The 23,073-nt window shown below is 42.6% G+C and carries 20 protein-coding genes; 14 read left to right on the top strand and 6 right to left on the bottom strand.

Features of this window, described 5'->3' with window-relative positions; translation table 11 throughout:
* Positions 1-119 precede the first annotated feature (119 nt).
* Complete coding sequence (locus K7X70_RS11620) at positions 120-761, top strand: DUF47 domain-containing protein (protein WP_222537270.1); 642 nt, start codon at positions 120-122, stop codon at positions 759-761.
* A 12-nt stretch (positions 762-773) separates the two neighbouring features.
* Positions 774-1,784, top strand: a complete 1,011-nt coding sequence (locus tag K7X70_RS11615; protein ID WP_222537269.1) for an inorganic phosphate transporter — start codon at positions 774-776, stop codon at positions 1,782-1,784.
* A 109-nt stretch (positions 1,785-1,893) separates the two neighbouring features.
* Here K7X70_RS11615 and K7X70_RS11610 read toward each other — a convergent pair whose 3' ends face one another.
* On the bottom strand, positions 1,894-3,111 hold the full coding sequence (locus tag K7X70_RS11610) for a peptidase associated/transthyretin-like domain-containing protein (protein WP_222537268.1): 1,218 nt from the start codon (positions 3,109-3,111) through the stop codon (positions 1,894-1,896).
* Positions 3,104-3,682, bottom strand: coding sequence for an RNA polymerase sigma factor (locus K7X70_RS11605; protein WP_222537737.1), 579 nt, complete (start codon positions 3,680-3,682; stop codon positions 3,104-3,106). Before K7X70_RS11605 ends, K7X70_RS11610 begins: the two co-directional genes overlap by 8 nt.
* A gap of 99 nt (positions 3,683-3,781) precedes the next feature.
* Here K7X70_RS11605 and K7X70_RS11600 point away from each other — a divergent pair, with 99 nt between their 5' ends.
* The 7 genes from K7X70_RS11600 to K7X70_RS11570 all read left to right on the top strand — a co-directional run bounded on the left by K7X70_RS11600 (position 3,782) and on the right by K7X70_RS11570 (position 12,407).
* Positions 3,782-5,797: a YfbK domain-containing protein gene (locus K7X70_RS11600; RefSeq protein WP_255607107.1), complete on the top strand. Its 2,016-nt coding sequence runs from the start codon at positions 3,782-3,784 to the stop codon at positions 5,795-5,797.
* Positions 5,784-6,566, top strand: a complete 783-nt coding sequence (locus K7X70_RS11595) for a DUF4197 domain-containing protein (protein ID WP_222537267.1) — start codon at positions 5,784-5,786, stop codon at positions 6,564-6,566. Before K7X70_RS11600 ends, K7X70_RS11595 begins: the two co-directional genes overlap by 14 nt.
* A 122-nt stretch (positions 6,567-6,688) precedes the next feature.
* The gene (locus K7X70_RS11590) at positions 6,689-8,068 is read left to right on the top strand and encodes a DEAD/DEAH box helicase (protein WP_222537266.1); all 1,380 of its coding nucleotides are present in this window, start codon (positions 6,689-6,691) and stop codon (positions 8,066-8,068) included.
* 19 nt (positions 8,069-8,087) lie between these two features.
* Positions 8,088-9,368, top strand: coding sequence for a replication-associated recombination protein A (locus tag K7X70_RS11585; RefSeq protein ID WP_222537265.1), 1,281 nt, complete (start codon positions 8,088-8,090; stop codon positions 9,366-9,368).
* A gap of 2 nt (positions 9,369-9,370) precedes the next feature.
* Positions 9,371-10,849, top strand: a complete 1,479-nt coding sequence (locus tag K7X70_RS11580) for a DUF5687 family protein (protein WP_222537264.1) — start codon at positions 9,371-9,373, stop codon at positions 10,847-10,849.
* Positions 10,846-11,544, top strand: coding sequence for an ABC transporter ATP-binding protein (locus tag K7X70_RS11575; RefSeq protein ID WP_222537263.1), 699 nt, complete (start codon positions 10,846-10,848; stop codon positions 11,542-11,544). Before K7X70_RS11580 ends, K7X70_RS11575 begins: the two co-directional genes overlap by 4 nt.
* 182 nt (positions 11,545-11,726) lie before the next feature.
* Positions 11,727-12,407: a YiaD family glycine zipper/OmpA-like lipoprotein gene (locus tag K7X70_RS11570; RefSeq protein WP_222537262.1), complete on the top strand. Its 681-nt coding sequence runs from the start codon at positions 11,727-11,729 to the stop codon at positions 12,405-12,407.
* A gap of 78 nt (positions 12,408-12,485) precedes the next feature.
* Here K7X70_RS11570 and K7X70_RS11565 read toward each other — a convergent pair whose 3' ends face one another.
* Complete coding sequence (locus tag K7X70_RS11565) at positions 12,486-12,848, bottom strand: hypothetical protein (protein ID WP_222537261.1); 363 nt, start codon at positions 12,846-12,848, stop codon at positions 12,486-12,488.
* Positions 12,849-13,011: 163 nt separating this feature from the next.
* On the opposite strand from K7X70_RS11565, the gene K7X70_RS11560 reads away from it, so the two are divergent.
* A complete protein-coding gene (locus K7X70_RS11560; RefSeq protein ID WP_222537260.1) occupies positions 13,012-14,025 on the top strand; it encodes a Gfo/Idh/MocA family oxidoreductase in 1,014 nt (337 codons plus the stop codon).
* Positions 14,026-14,028: 3 nt separating this feature from the next.
* A complete protein-coding gene (locus K7X70_RS11555; RefSeq protein ID WP_222537259.1) occupies positions 14,029-14,811 on the top strand; it encodes a M90 family metallopeptidase in 783 nt (260 codons plus the stop codon).
* Positions 14,812-14,832: 21 nt separating this feature from the next.
* Here K7X70_RS11555 and K7X70_RS11550 read toward each other — a convergent pair whose 3' ends face one another.
* On the bottom strand, positions 14,833-15,822 hold the full coding sequence (locus K7X70_RS11550) for an alpha/beta fold hydrolase (RefSeq protein ID WP_222537258.1): 990 nt from the start codon (positions 15,820-15,822) through the stop codon (positions 14,833-14,835).
* Positions 15,823-15,907: 85 nt separating this feature from the next.
* Between K7X70_RS11550 and hutH the strand changes: the two genes are divergently transcribed.
* Positions 15,908-17,422 (top strand): histidine ammonia-lyase, encoded by a 1,515-nt coding sequence (gene hutH / locus K7X70_RS11545; protein ID WP_222537257.1) that lies wholly within the window; start codon positions 15,908-15,910, stop codon positions 17,420-17,422.
* A 97-nt stretch (positions 17,423-17,519) separates the two neighbouring features.
* Here hutH and K7X70_RS11540 read toward each other — a convergent pair whose 3' ends face one another.
* Together K7X70_RS11540 and K7X70_RS11535 are read right to left on the bottom strand one after the other, a co-directional pair.
* Complete coding sequence (locus tag K7X70_RS11540) at positions 17,520-19,823, bottom strand: TonB-dependent receptor (protein WP_222537256.1); 2,304 nt, start codon at positions 19,821-19,823, stop codon at positions 17,520-17,522.
* A 365-nt stretch (positions 19,824-20,188) separates the two neighbouring features.
* Positions 20,189-20,521, bottom strand: a complete 333-nt coding sequence (locus K7X70_RS11535) for a hypothetical protein (RefSeq protein WP_222537255.1) — start codon at positions 20,519-20,521, stop codon at positions 20,189-20,191.
* A gap of 76 nt (positions 20,522-20,597) precedes the next feature.
* Between K7X70_RS11535 and hutU the strand changes: the two genes are divergently transcribed.
* Together hutU and K7X70_RS11525 are read left to right on the top strand one after the other, a co-directional pair.
* Positions 20,598-22,250, top strand: coding sequence for a urocanate hydratase (gene hutU / locus K7X70_RS11530; protein ID WP_222537254.1), 1,653 nt, complete (start codon positions 20,598-20,600; stop codon positions 22,248-22,250).
* 166 nt (positions 22,251-22,416) lie between these two features.
* Positions 22,417-23,070, top strand: a complete 654-nt coding sequence (locus K7X70_RS11525) for a TetR family transcriptional regulator C-terminal domain-containing protein (protein ID WP_222537253.1) — start codon at positions 22,417-22,419, stop codon at positions 23,068-23,070.
* Positions 23,071-23,073 lie beyond the last annotated feature (3 nt).

Below are 23,073 nucleotides of genomic sequence, written 5' to 3'. Positions count from 1 at the left end.
TAACACTTAACATTAACTTAACATTACACTCATACTTTTGTATCATATTTTATAAGTAGGATGACCAGGGCATTATGCGGTGTTTCATCTGACAATTAAAACAAAATATAATATAACAGATGAATAGCATTTTTAAGTTCTTCACGCCAAAAGACAAAAAATTCCAGCCATTATTCGAGCAGGCAGGCAGCAATGTATTGAAAATTTCTGAAGCTCTATTGCTTGCCCTTAGCGCAACAGATCTGGAAAGAAGAAAAGAATACATCAAAGAAGTAGAACGTTTAGAGCATGTTGGTGACGACATTACCCATTCGATCTTCTTAGAACTCAGCAAGAATTTCATTACCCCATTCGACAGGGAAGATATCCATGCCTTAGCGAGTGCGGTTGATGATATTGCAGATTATATTCATGCTTCTGCAAGCAACATTGAACTTTACAATATTGTTAACATTGGTGATGCCATGATCAAACTAGCAGAATTGTTAGTAGAAATGTGTACCGATTTGGATAAAGCGATTAAAGAATTGAGAAGTTTCAAAAACATCCGCGTGATTGCTGATGCTTGTGTAAGAATCAATAGTGGTGAAAATCAAGCCGACTATGTGACGAACCTTGCGATTGCTCGTTTATTCGAATTTGAAACTAATGCAATTGAACTGATCAAACAAAAAGAAGTACTGCAGACCTTAGAAATGGCTACAGATAAATGTGAAGATGCAGCAAATGTGTTGGAATCTATTTTGGTAAAGAACGCTTAAACCTTCAATAAAATGGTAACTACCTTATTAGTCGTTGTAATTGTCCTGGCAATTGCCTTCGATTATATCAATGGCTTTCATGATGCGGCAAATTCTATTGCTACCATTGTATCTACGAAAGTATTATCACCTTTTCAGGCAGTATTATGGGCCGCGCTCTTCAATTTCGCCGCCTATTTTTATTTCACTGACCATAAAGTAGCCAACACCATTGCAAAAACGGTAGTGGAAAACTTTATTACCCTGGAAGTGATCCTGGCTGGCCTTCTGGCTGCCATCACCTGGAATCTTTTTACCTGGTGGTTCGGAATTCCTTCCAGCTCTTCACACACCCTGATCGGTGGTTTTGCCGGTGCCGGTATGGCTAAAGCATTCACCCTAGGTGTGGGTGTAATGGATGCCATTAACCTTGCTCCAATCCTGAAAGTAGTCGCCTTTATTGTGCTCGCTCCGGTTATTGGTATGGTGATCTCCGTGATTATATCTATTATTATCCTTCATATTTCCAAAAATGCACGCCCCTCTGTTGCAGAGAAATGGTTCAAAAGATTACAGTTGATCTCTTCTGCTGCCCTGAGTTTTACTCACGGTGGTAATGATGCGCAAAAAGTAATGGGTATCATTTACGTAGCGATGGTGGCTGCAAACGTCCTTAAAACTGGTGACACTATGCCAGAATGGATCCCTATCTCCTGTTATGCGGCAATCGCATTAGGAACCATGAGCGGTGGCTGGAAAATTGTGAAAACAATGGGTTCTAAAATTACTAAAGTGAATGCTTTTGAAGGGGTAGCCGCAGAAACTGCTGGTGCCGTGACTTTAGGAATCACTGAGCATTTTGGTATCCCAGTATCTACTACACACACGATCACAGGTTCGATTGTTGGGGTAGGTTTACTGAAAAGAGTATCCGCAGTACGCTGGGGAGTAACCGTGAGCTTATTATGGGCATGGGTATTGACCATTCCAGTATCTGCTACGCTTGCTGCAATTGTATACAGTGTGATCCACCTTTTCTTTTAATCAATAAAGCATAAAAATAATATAGGGAGTACTTCCCATAAAAAAACCGGAACCGCTTAAAGCGTTCCGGTTTTTTTATGAAGATATTTTCATGAAGGTGATTGATCTTTTAGAACTTTACGCCGAGCTTTAGTCTTGCTTTAGGATCAGCAGGCAGTTCCCATTTTGGGCCTTCTGAGATTAAGCGAATGGCTTCTTTTTCATATTTCGCACCAAAGGTCCGGAGTATTTTAAAGTCGTAAGGCCGGCCGTCTTTTCCTATTGCAAAGCTGAGTTCTAAAATTGCACCTAGCGTGCTTTCTTTGGTCAGCTGATTGTTTTCCTGAAGATATTGCTCGTATTTAGTCCAGCCAACTACCGGTTTAGCGGCAGCAACAGGGTTCAATTCTTTTTTCAAGGTAATCCCCAGCGGTTCATTCAATCGCACTACCACCTGTTCAGGTACATAACCTGGATGACTCAAAGCAACTGTATAAACCTTCCCCATACTATCGGCAGGAATCTTGAACTCCCCGTTAATACCTGTGATCGCTACACCTCCTACCTTACCTGGCAAAGCTTGTACAGCTACACCAGACAAGGGTTTCCCATCTACATCTGAAACTACCTTTCCTTGTATCATAGGCGCGGAAACGGTCCGCATAGATCTTGCCATCGGACTAGCATAAGCGCTTTGTGCTGCTTTTGCCATTCTATCGCTGGAGACCACATCAGCGGCCATCACATCGCTTGCCACAGCTTGATTGGCTACTGCTGCTTTTTTCTGTGTATTTGCCGCATAGCTGTTCGTCTTTGCCGCTCGAACAGCTGCTGCGATCACTGCTTCTTTAGCAACCACCTCCGCAGAGGCACCTGCATTTGCCGCTGCTTGTCCGGCGGCAGCTGCTTCAGTTCTTTCTTCGACTTTATTTTTTGCCAATGCGCCTTGATCCGCAGGAACTACCGTTCCAGCAGCAGGATTTAAATTGACTTCTACTTCTTTTCCTTGTTTAGCCAGCTGATTTTGCTGTGCCACTTCTTTCATCCAGAAAACCACGCTCACCGCGATAAACAATACTGCTGCCGTTGCTGCAATACTCAGTCGCTGCCAGGTGATCACCTTTGTTTTCTTTTCTGCCTGATGATCCGCAATGCGTTCCTGCAATTGTTTCTGCAGTAAAGAAATCGACGCTAAAGAGCGTTTAGGCGAAGCACTCAGTCCAGCCAAAGCTTCTGCCACGAAAGGATCCTCAAGCGCTTCCCGCTCCACCCTATTCATGGTTTTGGCATCAAGCTTACCATCCAGGTAATCTTCTAAAACTGCTATATCTAACCAATCGTTATTCACCACTATTTTTTTCTATACAAATTTTCAAGTTCCGCTTTCCATTCTGGATATAACTCTTCACCTTCAACATTTCATATCCGGTAAGATCTGCAACTTCTTTATAACATTTCTCTTCCAGATAGAACAATTGCACACTAATGCGCTGCTCTTCCGGCAGTTTCTCCATACACCTTTCCATCACAGTCAGTTTCTCTTCCTTTGTATCATCGATATCAAGATGCACAAATTCCGTGTTTTCCACAAAAGTATCCTCCATGGAAACGGTGGTATGCTTGGAATTTTTACGGATGGCCATTAAACAGTAATTTCTGGATAGCACATGAAGCCAGCTTTTGAAGTTCTGCACTTCATGAACTTTCAGTTTGACCACCAGTTCTTCGAAGATCTGCATGACCGCATCCTTACTCTGCTCTTCATCTTTCAGGTAATTGAGGCAAACCCCAAATACCAGGTGCATGTATTTATTGTAAAGCTGGCCCAATGATTCCAGATCGCCGCTGATTTTATATCGGGCAATCAAAGCAGCATCGTCCTGCTCCTGAATTCTGGTATTGTTTTTAATAAATTTCAATTGCGGTATAGAACATAATTCGATCAAGTATAAAAATATTTTCTGATAAAGGTGTGGAAATTCTTCAAAGCTTACATCATTCTGGAAATCAATGAAATTATGAGAAACATATTCTTCCCCCTTTTCCTGGTACTTGTACTGCTGGGATTTAATGCTTCCGCAATCAAGAAAATACAAGGTAAAGTGATTGGAAATGGCGCTGGGATTGCCAACGCTACGGTCAGCAATCTTTCCGGAAGCAGATCAGCCGCCACAAACCGGGCTGGTGAATACACGATCATCCTGGATGATAGCGATCAGGAATTGCGCTTTCAAGCTCCGGGATACTATAGCAAAAGACTCAGCATCGGAACAAAAAGTATCCTGAATGTGAAGCTGATCATTGATCCCAGTGCGGCAAAAAAACTGGCCAAAGAAGAAATAGCGAGAAATAAAGCAAAAAATATGATCCGGATACGGGGAATTGCGATTAAAGATCCAGGAATGAGAACCTTGGAAGGGGATCCATCGGCAGACATCGCAGCCTATAACGTCATCACTACCGGAAGCCCTGGAGTGATCGTCAGCGAAGCAAGAACAATCCTATCGAAACCTGCTGTTAGCCGCATGCAGATCCGAAGAATTGAGCGCAATGAATTCCGTTCAGCAAGTAATACCGAAAGCTATAAACCTATTCAGGAAAATGGCTTCATCGCTCCCAATAAAACACCACTTTCTACTTTTTCAATAGATGTAGATGCCGCGGCCTATAGCAATGTACGCCGTTACCTGAACAATGGCGCATTGCCCCCTAAAGATGCGGTGAGAATTGAGGAGATGGTCAATTATTTTAATTACGATTATCCTCAGCCTGGCGGAAATGATCCGGTAAACATCGGTACAGAAATCGCAGCTGCCCCATGGAATCCTCAGCATAAACTAGTCAAAATTTCTTTGCAGGCCAGACGCATCAACACTGCGTCTTTGCCGGCTGCCAACCTGGTGTTCCTGATTGACGTATCTGGTTCTATGGCCGAATCAAATAAATTACCGCTGCTGATTTCCTCTTTCAAATTATTAACAGATCAATTGCGTCCCAACGACCACGTCGCTATTGTAGTGTATGCAGGCAGAACTGAACTGGTCTTACCTTCTACCCCAGGTTCGGCGAAAACCACCATCAAAGATGCTTTAGATAAATTGATGGCAGGCGGTGGTACAGCCGGTGGAAAAGGCCTGGAAATGGCTTACAAAGTAGCTGCAGAAAACTTCATCAAAAAGGGGAATAACAGGATCATTCTTGCCACAGATGGGGATTTCAATGTGGGTGCTTCCAGCGATCAGGAGATGGAAAGACTAATTGAAGAAAAAAGAAAAAGCGGCATCTTCCTAACGGTATTAGGTTATGGAATGGGCAATATCAAAGACAGCAAAATGGAAACGCTTGCTGATAAAGGCAATGGTAATTATGCCTATATCGACAATATTTCCGAAGCCAGAAAAGTACTGATCAATGAATTTGGAGGCACCTTATTTACCGTAGCCAAAGATCTGAAATTACAGGTAGAATTCAATCCTTCGAAAGTGCAGGCCTACCGTTTGATTGGTTATGAAAACCGCTTATTAGCAGATGAAGATTTTAATAACGACCGTAAAGATGCCGGCGATATGGGTGCAGGACACACGGTAACCGCTTTCTATGAAGTGATTCCTTTTGGGGTTAAAAGTGGATTTACACCGTTCATTGACCCTTTGAAATATCAGAAATATGAAGTTATCGCCAGTAATAATGGCAGTCCGGAAATGCTCATGGTAAAGCTTCGTTACAAACAACCGGATGGCCATCAAAGTAAGTTACTGCAAAAAGCAGTGCTGGATACCAATTCGCCATTTGACAAGGCCTCTGAGCATTTCCGTTTTGCGGCGGCTGTCGCAGAATTTGGCTTGTTATTGCGCCAATCGGAATATAAACGTGATGCCAATTATGAGCAAGTCATCCGCATGGCGCAGGCTGCAAAGGGAAAAGATACCGAAGGATACCGTGCCGAGTTTATAAATTTAGTAAAGTCGGCTGCTTTATTGGCCAAAGATTTGCTTAGTATTGAAAACACAAACAAATTCAATGAAAAGAACTAGCATTTATTTGCTCGCCACCTGCCTGATCAGTCTCAGCAGTATCGAAGCCCAAAGTCAGACAAAACTCGGTAATATTTTAAAAAAAGTAACTGCAGCTTCAAAACCTGCAACGACTAATAAATCCAACAGCGTGACCGGAACAACGGGTACGCCGAGTACTTCCGAAATCGGCTTTGGGATTAAAGAAGCGCTGGAATTAGGGATCGGCAGAGGCGCAGATTTATTATCGGCAAAAGACGGATTTATGGGCAATGCTGCTGTGAAAATCCTTTTCCCACCAGAAGCACAAAAGGTAGAAAAGACCTTACGCAGCGTTGGTTTAGGTTCCCTTGCCGATAATGTGGTACTGAGCTTAAACAGGGCTGCTGAAGATGCAGCGAAAGAGGCGAAGCCTATTTTTGTTTCGGCCACCAAACAGATGACCATTGCTGATGCAACTAATATTTTATTGGGTCAGCAGGATGCCGCGACGAATTATTTCAAAAGAGTCACTACAGCACAGCTGATGGAGAAGTTTGAGCCAGTCATTACAAATAGCCTGAGTAAAGTTGGTGCCGCAAAATATTGGGGCGATGCCACGAAGCAATACAATAAACTGCCAATGGTAAAGCCGGTAACTACCGATTTATCCAGCTATGTAGCACAAAAGGCCATCGACGGCATGTTTATCCAAGTGGCTCAGGAAGAGCTTAAAATCAGAGATAATCTGGGCGCCAGGTCTACCCCACTTTTGCAAAAAGTGTTCGGTTATGCCGACCAGAAAAAATAAACCGCATGGGCTTATAAATTAATAATCAAGCCCATGCAAGTACTGAACCTTCGAAAAAACATTAGACAACTAATGAATAAAAGGTTACTTTTATAGGATAATACTAACAACATAGAAGTATATTGGATTTCAAAGATTTTAATTTTAACCCTGATTTATTAGAGGGTTTACTAGCCATGGGTTTTCGCAATGCGACTCCCATCCAAACAGCAGCTATTCCGCTAATTCTAGATAAAAAAGATTTAATCGCCTGCGCACAAACAGGTACCGGGAAAACTGGTGCTTACTTGCTACCGATCATGAACATGATCAGCATGACGGAAAATCGCCATAACAATACCTTGATATTGGCGCCTACACGTGAGCTGGCACAGCAAATAGATTTACAGGTAGAAGCACTTTCCTATTTCACGAACATCAGTTCCTTAACGGTTTATGGTGGTGGAGATGGGATCGCTTATGAGCAGCAAAAACGCTCTATGCGCGAAGGTGTAGACATCATTATTGCCACTCCGGGACGCTTAATCTCCCACCTTTCCTCAGGATTGTTGAAACTGGACCAGTTGCAGCACCTGGTACTGGATGAAGCAGATAGAATGCTGGACATGGGTTTTTATGATGACATCATGCGCATCGTCAGTTTCCTTCCCAAGAAAAGACAAACGGTATTGTTCTCCGCAACTATGCCTCCTAAAATAAGAACGCTTGCCGGCAGATTGCTCCACAATCCGGAACAAATCAGCATTGCTATTTCTAAACCCGCAGCGGGAATTAACCAGCAGGCCTATATGGTTCATGATTCTCAGAAAGTAAAATTACTGACGGAACTGATGAAAAATGTAGAGTTTCCAAGCATCTTGATCTTTGCTTCTACGAAAGAAAAAGTAAAGAATCTGGGTAAGGTTTTCCGTGGATTAGGATTCAAAGCAGAAGCATTCCATTCGGATTTAGGTCAGAAAGAACGTGAAGCGATATTATCAGAGTTCAAGAATAAACGGGTTCCGGTATTGATTGGAACAGACGTTTTATCGAGGGGAATTGATGTGGAAGGAATTAGTTTGGTGATCAATTTTGATGTACCTCATGATCCGGAAGATTATATCCACAGGATCGGAAGAACAGCAAGAGCGGCCACTACTGGTACCGCAATTACATTGGTGAATGAAAAGGACAAGCGCAAATTTGCGAATATTGAAAAACTGATTGACAAGACAATTGACAGAATGCCGCTTCCTGAACATTTTGGAGCAGTTCCGGCAGATGCCCCAGAAAGCCCATCAGAGAAAAAGTATGACCGCAAGAAACCGCAGCGTAAAGTTTGGGGCAAAAAACCTAAAGGAAAAAGTTCCGCTGCGCCAAGGAATGCTGCTGAGGCAAACCAAACGGCTGCAAGAACTGTTGATGTAAATACAGGTAAAACTCATTCTGACACCATTAAAACAACAAGTACGGCCGGTACTGCAAAGCCTGCTTCAGGTGATGCCAGTCCGACAAAAGAATAGGAATAAAAACTTACTGACTATGCAAAACCTACCTCCTTTAGCAGAGCGTATGCGCCCTCAAAATCTGGATGAATATGTGGGTCAGCAACATTTAGTAGGTCCTGATGCTGTATTGCGTAAAGCCATTCAAAGCGGGCAGCTCCCATCAATGATTTTTTGGGGCCCGCCAGGTGTTGGGAAAACTACACTTGCTTACATTATATCTCAAACTTTAGACCGTCCTTTTTTTAACCTGAGCGCCATCAATTCCGGCGTAAAAGACATTAGGGACGTGATCGACAGGGCGGCAGCGCTAAAAAACAGCTTCATGGGTCTTCCGATTCTTTTTATCGATGAGATCCACCGCTTCAGCAAATCACAGCAAGACAGCTTACTGGGTGCCGTAGAAAGAGGATTGGTGACGCTGATTGGCGCAACCACTGAAAATCCTTCTTTTGAAGTCATCTCCGCTTTACTGTCCCGCTCGCAGGTTTATATTTTACAATCGCTGAATGAAGAAGAACTTTCCGGCTTATTGCAAACCGCAATTCAGCAGGATACCGTACTGAAAGAAAAGAAAATAACGATTAAGGAGCATGAGGCTTTAATTCGCTTATCCGGTGGTGACGCCAGAAAGCTGTTGAACGTGCTCGAGATAGCGGTCAATGGTATTGGTGGAGATAAGATTGTGCTGACCAATGAAAATGTGCTAAAACATGCCCAGCAGAACCTGGCTTTATATGATAAGGCCGGTGAGCAGCATTATGACATCATTTCTGCTTTTATAAAAAGTATCCGGGGCAGTGACCCCAATGCCGCGGTGTACTGGCTCGCCAGGATGATTGAAGGTGGAGAAGATCCTTCATTTATCGCCAGAAGGTTATTGATCCTGGCTTCCGAAGACATCGGCAATGCCAATCCAAATGCGCTTTTACTGGCCAACAACTGTTTTCAGGCCGTCAATGTAATTGGTTATCCGGAATCCAGAATCATTCTGTCACAAGCAGTTACCTACCTGGCTTCTTCTGCAAAAAGTAATGCGGCCTACGAGGCAATAAATAAAGCACAGGCATTGGTGAAACAAACCGGTAATCTGCCAGTCCCCTTACATATACGGAATGCCCCTACTAAGCTGATGAAAAATATTGGATATGGTAAAGACTACCAATATGCGCATGGCTTTGAAGGCAATTTCTCGGAACAGGAATATTTCCCTGACACTTTGAGCGGTACCAAACTATACGACCCGGGAAAGAATCCTGCGGAAGAAAAGCTACGGGAGAAATTACGACAAAACTGGAAAAATAAATATAACTATTAATTATGCGCTCGACTTTTCTAGACCATCAATGGAAAGCCTTCTGGCGATCAAAGAATAAAGGCGGAACAATTGCCACACAGCTGTTCATCGGATTTGTGGTGATCTATCTCCTGGGGGTCGCTATTTTTCTGGGTATAGGTTTAGAAATATTTATTGCGAAAGCCTTCCCTGATAAAGATGTATTTGTAGTTTTCAACGGATTGATCCTTTATTATTTCGCCATGGATTTCCTGATGAGGATGCAATTGCAGGAATTGCCCACGCTGAGTATTGTCCCCTATCTCCATTTGAGGATTCCGAAAAGAAAGATTGTTAATTTCTTAAATATAAGGGCACTATTTTCTGCTTTTAATATCTTACCCCTTTTTTTATTCCTGCCATTCTGCTTTACCGCGATTGCTAGTGTATACAGTCCGCTGACGGCTTTGATGTATTTCATCGCCATCATTTCATTGGTGGTCTTTAACAATTATGCCGCGCTATACATCAAAAGGCTGAGTATACAAAACCTGAAATTGGTACCGATCATGTTAGCGCTGATTGTTGGACTGGGTTTATTGGAGTATTTCAAAGTGTTCTCAATTGCGGCAATTTCAAATGTGGTCTTCAATTACATTGCAGATCAGCCTTTTGCCGCTTTGGGCTTTACATTTTTAGCGATAGGGATGTTTTTAGTCAATGCCCGGTACCTCCGGAATAACCTGTATGCAGAAGAATTGAGTAGTACGGAAACGGTAAAGACCAGTACAGACTATCCTTTTCTGGATCGCTTTGGAAAAGTTGGCGCTTATGCAGCCCTGGAGATCAAGCTCATCCTGAGAAATAAAAGAAGCCGCTCGGCAGTGACCATGAGTCTGCTGTTTTTGCTGTATGGCTTCCTTTTTTATAAAAAGGAACTGCTGGATAAAGACAACCTGAACCTCATGCTTTTTGCCGCCATATTCATGACGGGCAATACCATTAGTATATATGGACAATTCATGTTTGGCTGGCAGTCGGCACATTTTGATGGATTAATGGCCAATAAAATTGACATTAAAGATTTTATCCGGGCAAAATTCCTGTTATTCACACTATTCTCCTCATTCACCACATTGGTGGCCTGTTTATATGGGCTCATGAGCTGGAAGATATTGGTGATTCAATTTGCCGCCTATTTTTATAATATAGGGATAGGAACCATTGTGGTGTTATACTTCGCCACCCGAAATTATCGGGCGATGGACCTGACTAAAGGTTCCAGTTTTAATTTCCAGGGTGTAGGTGCTTCACAATGGGTATTGGGATTACCTTATTTTTTAATGCCTTACCTGATCGTCCTTCCCTTTTCCCTGAATGGGCATCCTTACTGGGGCTTATTGGCATTAGGGTTATCCGGCCTTGCCGCCGCCCTGACCCGTGAGTTCTGGGTAGATCTTTTAGTGAAAGAGTTCAATAAGAGAAAATATAAAATTGCAGCTGGCTTTAGAGAAAAATCATGATTTTAGAAATTTCAAACTTAAAAAAGACCTACGGTAACCGTACTGTAGTCAATATTGAGTCCCTACAGCTCCATGCCGGGGAAACGGTGGGGATTGTAGGTAACAATGGTGCAGGAAAAACCACGATGTTTAGAATGGTATTGGACCTGATTCGTCCTACGGAAGGAGAAATCCGCTCTAAAGGAGAGCTGATCGGCCAAAATGACCAATGGAAAGATTATACCGCTTCCTATCTGGATGAAGGTTTTTTAATTGATTACCTCACAGCTGAAGAATATTTTATGTTTATTGGTGGCCTTCATCAGATGACTGCTGCCCATGTAAATGATTATCTCCAGCAATTTCAAGATTTCTTCAATGGGGAGATCCTGAATAAAGGCAAGTATATCAGAGACTTCTCTAAGGGGAATCAAAACAAAATAGGGATTGCGGCTTCGCTGATGCAAAATCCGGAGCTCTTGATTTTGGATGAGCCTTTTGCCAATCTGGATCCAACCACACAAATCCGGTTGAAAACACTGATCAAGTCGCTGAAATCGGAACGTCAGATGGCCACCCTGATTTCCAGTCATGATTTAAACCATGTCACTGACGTATGTGACAGGATCATCTTAATGGAAAAAGGACTGATTATCAAAGACCTGCAGACTACGGCCAACACTTTGATGGAACTGGAAGCCTATTTTGCAGAATAGTAAAAAATATTGTACAGAATTATAGTCAGTCTTCCGCCCAGTTTTCACCTATTTTCAGCGCCTGAGCCTCGTTTTTACAGGAGATTAAGCTGTTAAATTATTTCTATGACACAATAATTTTACAAAACGTGAATTTGGCATTACGTTTGATTAACGCACTGGGTAAAATAAAATATAAAACTATGGTTACTTCAAAATTTAAAATAGCAGCATTTAGTATCGCTTTAGCTATGGGTGCAATGACATTCCAAGGCTGCGATAGCTTAACTAAAACACAAAAAGGCGCAGGTATCGGTGCTACTGCAGGTGGTGTTCTAGGTGCTATTATAGGAAAAAAAGCGGGTAACACTGCTGTTGGGGCTATCATTGGTGCTGCTGTTGGTGGTACTGCAGGTGGATTTATTGGAAAAAGAATGGACAAACAAGCAGCAGAGATTCAAAATGCAATCCCAAATGCTGAAGTAATCCGTGAAGGTGAAGGTATTATCGTGAAGTTTGATAGTGGTATCCTTTTTGGATTCGACAAATCTGACTTAACTGCAGCGGCAAAAACAAACGTACAGTCATTAGCGGCTTCACTTACTAAATATCCAGGAACGGACATTAAAGTAATTGGTCACACTGATAACGTAGGAAAAGAAGCTTATAACATGGCTCTTTCTGAAAGAAGAGCAGCAGCTGTTAAAGCTTATGCGGTTTCTCAAGGTGTTCCTGCATCACGTTTAATCACCATTGGAAAAGGAATGTCTGAGCCAATTGCTGACAATACCACTGAAGCTGGAAGAGCTGCCAACCGTAGAGTTGAGGTTGTAATCGTTGCAAACGATCAATTGAAACAACAAGCTACACAACAAGGCAAATAATACGCAATTTACATCTACCTATAAAAGCAAAAACCCGTCGTACAATGTACTTCGGGTTTTTTATGTGATCAGATTTTATTAATCTTCTGGTTGCTCTGTACCGTAGATATCTTCAAAATAATGTATCGTTAACGATTTTAGCAGTAATTCCTGCTCCATCATCGCGAATGAAGGAACGGGTTTAATCAGCTTCCAATGCGGCCATCCATCCTGGTCTAATCCTTCCAGTTCATAGAAGCCCATTTCACTCAGTAAACGGCAGGTTGCAATGTGCATTAACTCCTCCTTTTGACGTTTACTGTACTTGCCAGGTCCTTTGCCTAACTCCTGCACACCGATTAAAAACAACATCACCTTTAAATCGGGCACATCAGAATCAAACTCCTTAGCGATCTTTTGTTGCAAAATTTTCCATTTCGCATGTGTTTCTGCAGGTTTCATAGCGCAAAGATACAAATAAGACGTTCGACTTATGACAATAATATTAAGGGTTTAGTCGGGCGTTTTACTATTTTAGCCTAATCACCTTTCGAATAAAAAGAGAATTTTAAACCTCATGGATCCCATCATTGGTGTTCCATCAACCTTGAAATATATATACCTCATGGAAAAAACAATTATAACGGGTCTGATGGCCTACGGAATGTCTGGTAAAGTATTCCATGCGCCTTTTGTACATGCCCATCCCGGTTTTACATTACATGCCGTAACCGAAAGAAATCAGAAGAATGCCGCAGCAGATTATCCCGGAATCATCAGCTACGATACCATTGAGGATTTACTGGCAGATGAAAAGATTGAACTGATCATCATCAATACGCCCAACAATACCCATTACGATTATGCGAAAAGAGCCTTGCAGGCAGGAAAACATATTCTGGTAGAAAAGCCTTTTACCGCCACTGCTGAGCAGGCAAAAGAGGTACTTGGCCTGGCAAAAGAATTGGATAAGAAAGTACTTTTTTACCAAAATAGAAGGTGGGACAGTGATTTCAGGGCAGTTCGTGAAGTGATTGAAAGTGGAAAGCTAGGTAAATTGAGTGAAGTACATTTTCGTTACGACAGGTATCGTTCTACGATCGGCGTAAAAAGTTTTAAGGAAGAGCCGGTTGCTGCCAGTGGATTGATGTACGACCTGGGTCCGCATTTACTGGATCAGGCATTGAGTATTTTCGGCAAACCGGAATCTTTTCATAAGATCCTTGGTAAAAACCGCGTAAATACACAGGTAGATGATTATTTCTCTATCCATTTGAGCTATGCCGATAGTGTCAATGTGTTTGTTCATTCCAACATGATGGTGGTAGAAGCTTTACCTGCTTTCGTGATCAACGGAACCAATGGTTCATTGCATAAGGTAAGAGCAGATGCACAGGAAGGCCAATTGCTGGCAGGAATGAAACTAGATGACCCTGCTTATGGAATTGAAGCGCCAGGAACGGAAGGCAAATTGTATTTACTGGATGCCGATGGCCATAAGACAACACATACTATTCCTGCCTTACTGGGAAGCTACCTGCCATTGTTCGAAGCGGTATATCAGACGATCGTAAATGAGCAACCCTATCCGGTAACTGAAGAGCAGGTGATCACACAACTGGAAATATTGGAGGCTTAACCCATGCAGGCATTTTTCATACTGATCCCTATTTTGCTGCTGGTCTTCTATTTTATCTTTAGAAAAGACAGCCGCCACAACTACGTCACCTTAAGTGAGGAAGATAAGCAGATGTTATTCCAGCATGTGGTTTATTACCAGCACCTGACGGTAGAAGACCGCCTGCGCTTTGAGCAAAAAATTTCTGCTTTTCTAGCCGAGGTAAAAATTGAGGGTGTAGGTACTCCGGTGACTGTCCTTGATAAGTTATTGATTGCTTCCAGTGCGGTCATTCCCGTATTCGGTTTCGAGGACTGGCATTACCGCAACCTGACCAATGTATTGCTGTATCCGGATACTTTTAATCAGGACTTTCAGTATGAAGGCGGTCAGCGGAACATCCTGGGCATGGTGGGTTCTGGCTATATGAATGGTCAGATGATCTTATCCAGAGCGGCATTGATCAAAGGTTTTTCCAATGCTGCAGATAAGGAAAATACGGCTATCCATGAGTTTGTGCACTTGCTGGACAAGTCGGACGGCGCAACAGATGGCGTACCAGAAAACCTGATGAAGCACGAATATGTAGTGCCATGGATTCGGATGATCCATGAGGAAATGAAAAGAATTGAGAAAGGAAAATCAGACATTAACCCTTATGCCATCACCAATGAGGCAGAGTTTTTTGCGGTAGTGTCTGAATATTTCTTTGAAAAACCAGATCAGTTTAAGTCGAAACACCCGGAGCTATACGATAGCTTAGCCGGGATATTTTCGCAGGATCTGGCAGCAGACCAGCATTCCTAGTCTGCTGAAGGGCATTCTTCTTTACAGACTGCCCAATAATGCCACATTGAATTCTGTGGGTACTTCTATATGCGGAATGTGCCCACAGCCTTCAAATTCCACAATCTTGGCTCCTGGAATCTTAGCTGCAGTCTGCTTGCCTAAAAGACGATATTGGCCATGTAAGGCCTGCTGATCCGGGCTTAACAAGCCCTTTCCAACAATAGTTTTGTCTTCTTTTCCAATAAACAGAACCGTAGGTACACGAACGTTGAAAAATTCATGAACTACCGGCTGTTCGTAGATCATCGTATAGGTCATGGCGTTTACTTTGGCCAGTCTTGGGAAATCTGCACTTTTTGTCATGCCCCCTGCAATGCTCACCAATTCGTCGTATTCTGGCTTCCAAACGGTAAAATAGGAAGTTTGATAGTATTTTTTAACGCTTTCTGCGGTTGCTTTTAGTTCCGTCTGGTATTGCTGATCAGTGCTTACATACGGCAGAAAACTGCGGTAATCTTCTAAGCCTATCGGGTTTTCCAATAAGAGCTTTTCGGTATTTTCCGGATACATCAATGCGAAGCGGGTAGCCAACATACCACCCATAGAGTGGCCCAGGATATTTGCTTTTTGAATGCCTAAAGTGTCCAGCAATTGCTTATTCCAGCGTGCCAGCTGATGAAAGCTGTAATGAATAAAGGCTTTAGAAGATCTGCCGAAGCCGATCTGATCCGGCACCACTACTCTAAATCCGCGGTCAGTTAATGCTTTGATCGTGCCTCCCCAATAATATCCACCAAAGTTTTTACCATGAAGCAAGACTACTGTTCTGCCATTGGCTTTTCCCACTGGTGCGACATCCATATAGGCCATATTTAAATCCTGACCTTCAGTATGGATTCTGTAATACTTAACTGGATAAGGGTATTTGACGTTTTCTAAGGTAATAGATAGGGTATCGGCTTGCTGTGCCAAAGTCGCTGTGGCACTGAAAAGTAAACACAGGTAAAGGGCAACTTTCTTATAAAACATAATGCTGGTTTTAGGAAAAACAATAATAGGAACTGAAAGTTCTAAACTTAAGCATTATTTATATTTTTGGGGAAATATAAAATGTATGAGCAGTCACCAAATAGGTTTGGAGCGGTTAACTATGGATCAGATTTCCAGGATCATTGCAGAAAAACAATTGCTGCAATTATCCGATGCAGCGCTTCAGAAAGTAGAAAAATGCAGGACTTACCTGGACGATAAGTTACAGCGTCATGAAGGACCTATTTATGGGATAAATACGGGATTCGGTTATTTACAAAATGTAGAAATTGAATCGGAAAAACTCTCGCAACTCCAGCACAACCTACTTTTATCCCATGCCTGCGGTACCGGCGAAGAAGTTGCTCCGGAGATCGTCCGCTTAATGCTGCTGTTAAAAATCCAATCTTTAAGTTATGGGCATTCGGCCATCGCCTTGCCTACCGTTTTACGTCTGGTTGATTTTTACAATCATGATATTTTACCGGTGATTTATACCCAGGGTTCTTTAGGTGCCTCCGGCGACCTGGCTCCCCTTGCACATCTCGCCTTACCGCTGATCGGTGAAGGGATAGTTTGGTATGAAGGAAAGAAAATACCGGCTTCAAGCCTCTATGAAAAATCTTCCCCGCTATATCAGAAATTAGGATGGGAACCTTTAAAGTTGCAATCTAAGGAAGGCCTGGCATTGATCAACGGAACGCAGTTTATGAGTGCTTATGGTGTATTCTGCTTGTTAAAATCTCAAAGTCTGATGAATTGGGCAGACGCGATTGCCGCGATGTCTATAGACGGTTTTGACTGCAGAATCGATCCTTTCGAAACATTCAGCCATGTGATTCGTCCGCATGCCGGACAAGTACATACCGCCGCACAGATCAGCAAATGGCTCTCTGGAAGCGAGTTGATTGCGCGTTCTGGCAAGCAAACACAAGATCCTTATTCTTTCCGCTGTGTGCCGCAGGTGCATGGTGCGAGTAAGGACAGCATCCATTATATCCAGTCGGTATTTGAAACGGAGATCAATTCCGTGACCGATAATCCGAATGTTTTCCCTGAAGAAGACCGGATTATTTCTGCAGGGAATTTCCATGGACAACCATTGGCTTTAACGCTGGATTTCCTGTGTATCGCTTTGGCAGAATTAGGCTCGATCTCTGAAAGAAGGACATTTCAATTGATATCCGGACAAAGGGAATTACCGCCTTTCCTGGTGAAAAATGCAGGACTAAACTCCGGGTTAATGATTACCCAATACACCGCAGCTTCTATCGCCAGTGAAAATAAACAGTTGTGCACGCCAGCATCGGTAGACAGTATTGTGTCTAGTAATGGTCAGGAAGACCATGTCAGTATGGGTGCAAATGCTGCTACGAAGTGTTTAAGGGTAGTGAATAACCTGGAAAGGATTTTGGCAATAGAACTGCTAACCGCAGCCCAGGCTTTGGATTTAAGAAAACCCTTACGTTCTTCTGAGCGGATAGAAAATCTGGTTGCTGAATATAGGAAAGTGGTGTCATTTAATCATGCAGATCGCTTGCTGGCAAAAGATATTGCCGCTTCTGTGGGTTTCTTGAAGACAGCGTCTGGTTTATTGTAAGCTGCAGATTTAGATGCTCCCTCATACGGATTGTTTTAAACAAAAATCCCCCAATAGTATTTGCTATTGGGGGATTTGACAGGATAGCTATCGACATCTACAAGAAAGGCACGCTGACACCGAAAGTCACATTTCTTCCGGTATTGTAAATCCCTTCCATTTTATACCTGCTCAGGTGGTTAAAATACTTTTTGTCTAATAGGTTTTGTCCAGTAACCCAAAGATTAAATTTACCTTTTTTAGTATTGATCGCTGTTCCAATTCCTGCATCTAACAAAGTATATCCATCCGTTTGAGTTTCAAAACTATCAAAACGTGCCTGTTTAAATACATTGGTTAATCCAACTTTCACATAAGTACCTGAGAGGCCTTTGATCGTTGGTTCAAAGCGCAATTCGTTGTTGATCGACGCTGCCGGGATAAAAGGTAAAGGCTGATCATCTGCACGGTTTGTTCCCTTCACATAAGCGAAAGAGTTTTCAAAATGCAGGGATTTGATCAGGTGGAAATCCATCGATGCTTCGCCCCCAATCAGGTCTGCATTGGTTTGTACAAAGCGGTAAACCGGTAAGGTTTCGGTCATGCCGTTTCCATCGCTTACACCTGTGGTTTCATTGTTGAAATTCCCCGCGTAGATGTAGTTATAAATGCGGTTGGCATAGGCATTTAATCCAAAAGTAACCGAGTTAGCAGTGTATTCCAGTCCGAGGTCAAACTGCAGACTAGTTTCCTGTTTTAGGTTTGAATTCCCGATCTCATACCTGAATGTTCCTTCATGGCGACCGTTAGCGGCCAATTCTGCAATATTTGGAGCGCGGAATCCTGATCCTGCATTTCCTTTTAATACCAGGTTTTTAGCCACTTCATACGCGAAACCCAATGATCCGGAAACGTTAGAAAATTGATTGTGGAAAGCGGTAAATAAAGGTGCGCCATCCACTGCCAGTGCCTCTCCATTTATTTTTTTATAATCGTAACGTGCACCAATGTTAAAGGCACCTTTCTCGAAATTACGTTTCAGGTACACAAAAGCACCGATGTTATTGCTGTTGTAATCAGGAATCAAAAACTCATCACCTTTGTTCACATTGTTCTGATACATGCCCTGAACACCGATTGCAGGCTCCCATTTCCCTGCATTTGGGAAATAATATTTCACATCGTAAGTATAAGAGTTCAGGTTTAAGTTCAGCCCTGGTTCAGTCGCGCTTTCTTCAAATTCCTTCCTGATATTGCGTTGAAAAGCAAAAGTTGTTTTCAACTGTCCAGAACCAAGGATAAAATTACTGTTTAATGCAGCGCGGTAATGGTTGATATTTTGAAAAGGCAGTCCTAGTCTGCGCGCTTGTGCTTCGGCTTTAGAGATCACTTCACCTTCATCATTTACATATTGGCCATCTTCATTGGGCCCATGTTCTACTAAACCAATATTGGTTTGGAAGCGGGAGAAAGTCAGGTGAGAATATCCCCAGCTCTTATTTAAACCCACCATACCATTTAAATTGAATTCGTTAAAGCCAGAATTCGGCACTACCGCATCTTTATAAGCAAAGCCGTACGCATTTTTATAAGAAGCGCGGCCACGATATACGAAACCATTGTTGTTGCCCTGAAGCATCAATGAGGAAGCGCTTAATCCATTGTTGGTCGCATAGGAAGTGCTGAAATTACCGTTAAAAGTGCCTGGAGGAGGCACTAAATCATCAATAATATTGATTACACCACCCAATGCATCAGATCCGTAAAGCAAACTTGCAGGGCCTTTTAAGATTTCTACCCTTGCTGCAGAGAACTGATCGACTTCAATACCGTGTTCATCTCCCCATTGCTGAGCTTCTTCTCTTGCGCCATCTACCATGGTCAATACTCGGTTGTATCCTAAACCCCGAATGGTAGGCTTAGAAATCGCACCGCCAGTACTCACCTGAGAAATTCCAGGAACCTTTGAGATGGCATCTACTAAATTTGTGCCGCCGGCCTGTGCCAGCTTATCTTTTCCTACCGTCACTACGGATAAGCTATTGGTTTTGTTGTTGGCACTAAATGGCGATCCGGTAATTACCACTTCCGCGCTTTCTATAGCGGAAGGCTCCATAGCGATATCTAGCTTGTTCAAGCTGCCAAGATCTACGATTTGCGAAAAGGTTTTATAACCTACAAAGCGAACTTCCAATAGGAACCGTCCTTTTGTAGGAATGTTTTTCAGGATAAATTCTCCGTTTGCATTCGTACTGGTGACTGCTTTTAAGTCGCTGATGTAGACTGTAGCCCCAACGAGTGGCTCTTTATTGTCGGCATCAGTTACTTTACCTTTAAATTCTGCCAATCCTCCGGCAGCATAAGAAGGAAGTGAAAATAAGGTATATAATAAGACCATTAATACCAGATGTATCTTTTTCATGTGTATGTGTTTATATCGATCATTTGCTGGGCAAAATCATCGTGTTGGCCAAAGCCAATTTGCTGTAAAATGTTAAATTGAGTAATTGCGGCCGAAATCAGCCTTCCCCCCTGGGTTTAAATACATCGTTTAATTTCTGGATCGAAATACGGTTAATTACCTATTCCATAAAAGCGAAACTCTGCTATGAAAGCTAAAAGACAGCCATAAAAAATGATCAATCTGACTTGCAATCGCGTAAACTATTAGCAATTAGCAATTAGCAATTAGCAATTAGCAAAAATCGACAACACATAGATAGTAAAGCCGCTATATCTCTTGGTAAAAAGGTATACGATCCTGTATTTTTCAGGGTAATGAAAAGATCAGGTGGTTGGGGGCCCCCGAAGTGAGGTACTGATCAGCGCGGTATACGCGCCAGTTAGTAAAGCGTAATACTTGATAACAGGTCTGGTTACCAGGTAAACCTGAAACTGAGTTTGTTCCTGAAGGTAGTTTTTCTCGAAATGTGCCGCACAAACCAAACAGGTATCTACATGACTGCCCAGGTGTAATTTATGGGTACATATTTTTTCATTTTGGCAAAGCACTTCTTCCTCATGATGATGGAGGGCGCTAAACGGCGTCAAAGCGATCGCAAATACCCAAAGCAATGCTATGGATATGATTTTATGGATATGTTGCTGACGCGTTTTCAATTTCGAATGCTAAAGTACGCAATCTCACATAATTACATACATTTGTTTTATAACATTGCCCTTACATGACCGCATAATGGATATAAGTTTAGATTTAAGTAAAAGACAAACCCCAACCGGAAATACATTGACTTGTAAAGGATGGGTGCAGGAAGCTGCATTAAGAATGCTGTTGAACAACCTCGATCCTGATGTAGCCGAGCGACCGGAAGAGCTGATCGTGTATGGTGGCCGTGGAAAAGCTGCCAGAAATAAGGAAGCTTTAGCACTGATCATTAAAGCCCTTCAGAATTTAGAAGACACGGAAACTTTGTTGATCCAATCAGGAAAACCCGTTGGTGTTTTACCCACGCATAAAGATGCGCCAAGAGTATTGATTTCTAACTCTCAGCTGGTTCCAAAATGGGCTACACAGCAGCATTTTGACGAACTGGAGGACAAAGGGCTGATGATGTACGGACAGATGACTGCAGGATCCTGGATTTATATCGGCTCCCAGGGCATCGTTCAGGGAACGTATGAAACGTACGCCGCGCTGGCACGCAAACATTTCAATAGTAACCTAAAGGGTACGCTGAACGTAACCGCCGGATTAGGTGGAATGGGCGGCGCGCAGCCATTAGCCATTACGATGAATCAGGGCGTATGCCTGGCCGCAGATGTAGAGGAATGGCGCATCCAAAAACGTCTGGAAACACGTTACATCGACGAAATTGAACATGATATCGATACGGCTATCGACAAAGCCTTACAGTATAAAAAGGAAGGAAAAGCGATTTCTATTGGGGTCGTTTGTAATGCGGTAGATCTATTACAGCGACTGATCGACCGCCACATTACGCCAGATACGCTAACGGATCAGACTTCTGCACATGACCCCCTGATTGGCTATTTCCCCGAAGGATTAACCGTGGATGGAGCCTATGAATTGCGCAAAGCAGATCCCGATACTTACGTAAAAAGAAGTTATGAAACGATGGCTAAGCATGTCCGTCAGATGCTGGAACTGCAAAGTCGCGGCGCCATTACTTTCGACTATGGCAATAACCTGCGCGGAAGGGCATTGGAGGCAGGAGTAGAAAATGCATTTGACTTCCCTGGATTTGTGCCTGCCTATATCCGTCCCTTGTTTTGCGAGGGAAAAGGACCTTTCCGATGGGCTGCATTAAGTGGCGATCCACAGGATATCTATGAAACTGACAAATTAATTCTGGAGCTTTTCCCTGAAAATGAAAGTCTGAAACAATGGATTACCATGGCTCAGGAACGCATTGCCTTTCAAGGATTGCCGGCAAGAATTTGCTGGCTTGGACAAGGAGAAAGAGAAAAAGCCGGACTGGCGTTCAATAAATTAGTAGCTGATGGCAAGGTAAAAGCGCCATTAGTGATTGGAAGGGACCATTTAGACACCGGATCTGTGGCTTCTCCAAATCGGGAAACCGAGGCGATGCTGGACGGTTCAGATGCGGTAGCCGATTGGCCGATTCTAAATGCACTGATCAACACTGCTGGTGGGGCAAGCTGGGTTTCTCTGCACCATGGTGGTGGTGTAGGCATCGGGTATTCCATCCATGCAGGTATGGTGATCGTTGCTGATGGCACCGAAGATGCCGCTATCAGAATCAAGCGTGTGCTTCATAATGATCCTGCTATGGGCGTGATCAGACATGCAGATGCAGGTTATGACATTGCAAAAGATACGTTAAGAAAACATCGACTGGGTTTATAAGCTCTATTGCTTTATCTTTTCCAAGTCTCTTTGCTTGTCATTAAAATACCTTGTCTTTCATTTTTGTCCTGTGTTTTTATTACAAAACCATGATCGAATAATCAGCTAAATTAGGCGGTCTGCGAAACTAAGCAGACCCCTTTAACGTTTATTAAATAAAAAAGAAATGGCAACTGCTCAGCAAATCAAAAACGGATACCTGGATTACGTACTTCTCAATGGTGAAAAACCAGCATCAGTATATAGTTTCGTTAAGAAATTAAAGATTGCTGAGGCAGATTTTTATGACTTCTACCCTTCCTTTGAAAGTATTGAAAAGAACTTATGGGTAGAGCTTACCCTCGAAACCATCCAGGCCATTGAGGCACAGGAAGTGTGGAGTCAGTATTCTTCAAGAGAGAAAATCCTTTCCTTCTTCTACAGCTATGTAGAGGTTTTAAAAAAACACCGAAGTTTCATCATCTATAGTTTAAAGAATCACAAAAATAAATTTGGCACTCCAGAAGTTTTATCTGGCGTAAGGCCGATTTTTGAGAATTTCGCAGAAGGCATCATCAATGAAGGATTGGAGAGTGGAGAATTGGCCAACCGTAAATTTTTAAGCAAACGCTATAAAGATGCGGTATGGGTACAATTTGGCTTTATCATTAACTTCTGGACTACTGATGACAGTGCTGGATTTGAAAAAACTGATGAAGTAATTGAAAAAGGGGTGAATGTAACATTCGACCTTTTTGAGCGCTCTCCGCTAGATAACCTCCTGGAATACGGGAAATTTCTTTCCAGAAATGGAAACTTTAAAGATAAGATGGGACTATAAAAT

Origin of the sequence: Pedobacter polysacchareus, from assembly GCF_019802255.1 — a bacterium.
GTDB classification, from domain to species: domain Bacteria; phylum Bacteroidota; class Bacteroidia; order Sphingobacteriales; family Sphingobacteriaceae; genus Pedobacter; species Pedobacter polysacchareus.
This window is presented reverse-complemented; position numbering and strand designations above follow the sequence as displayed.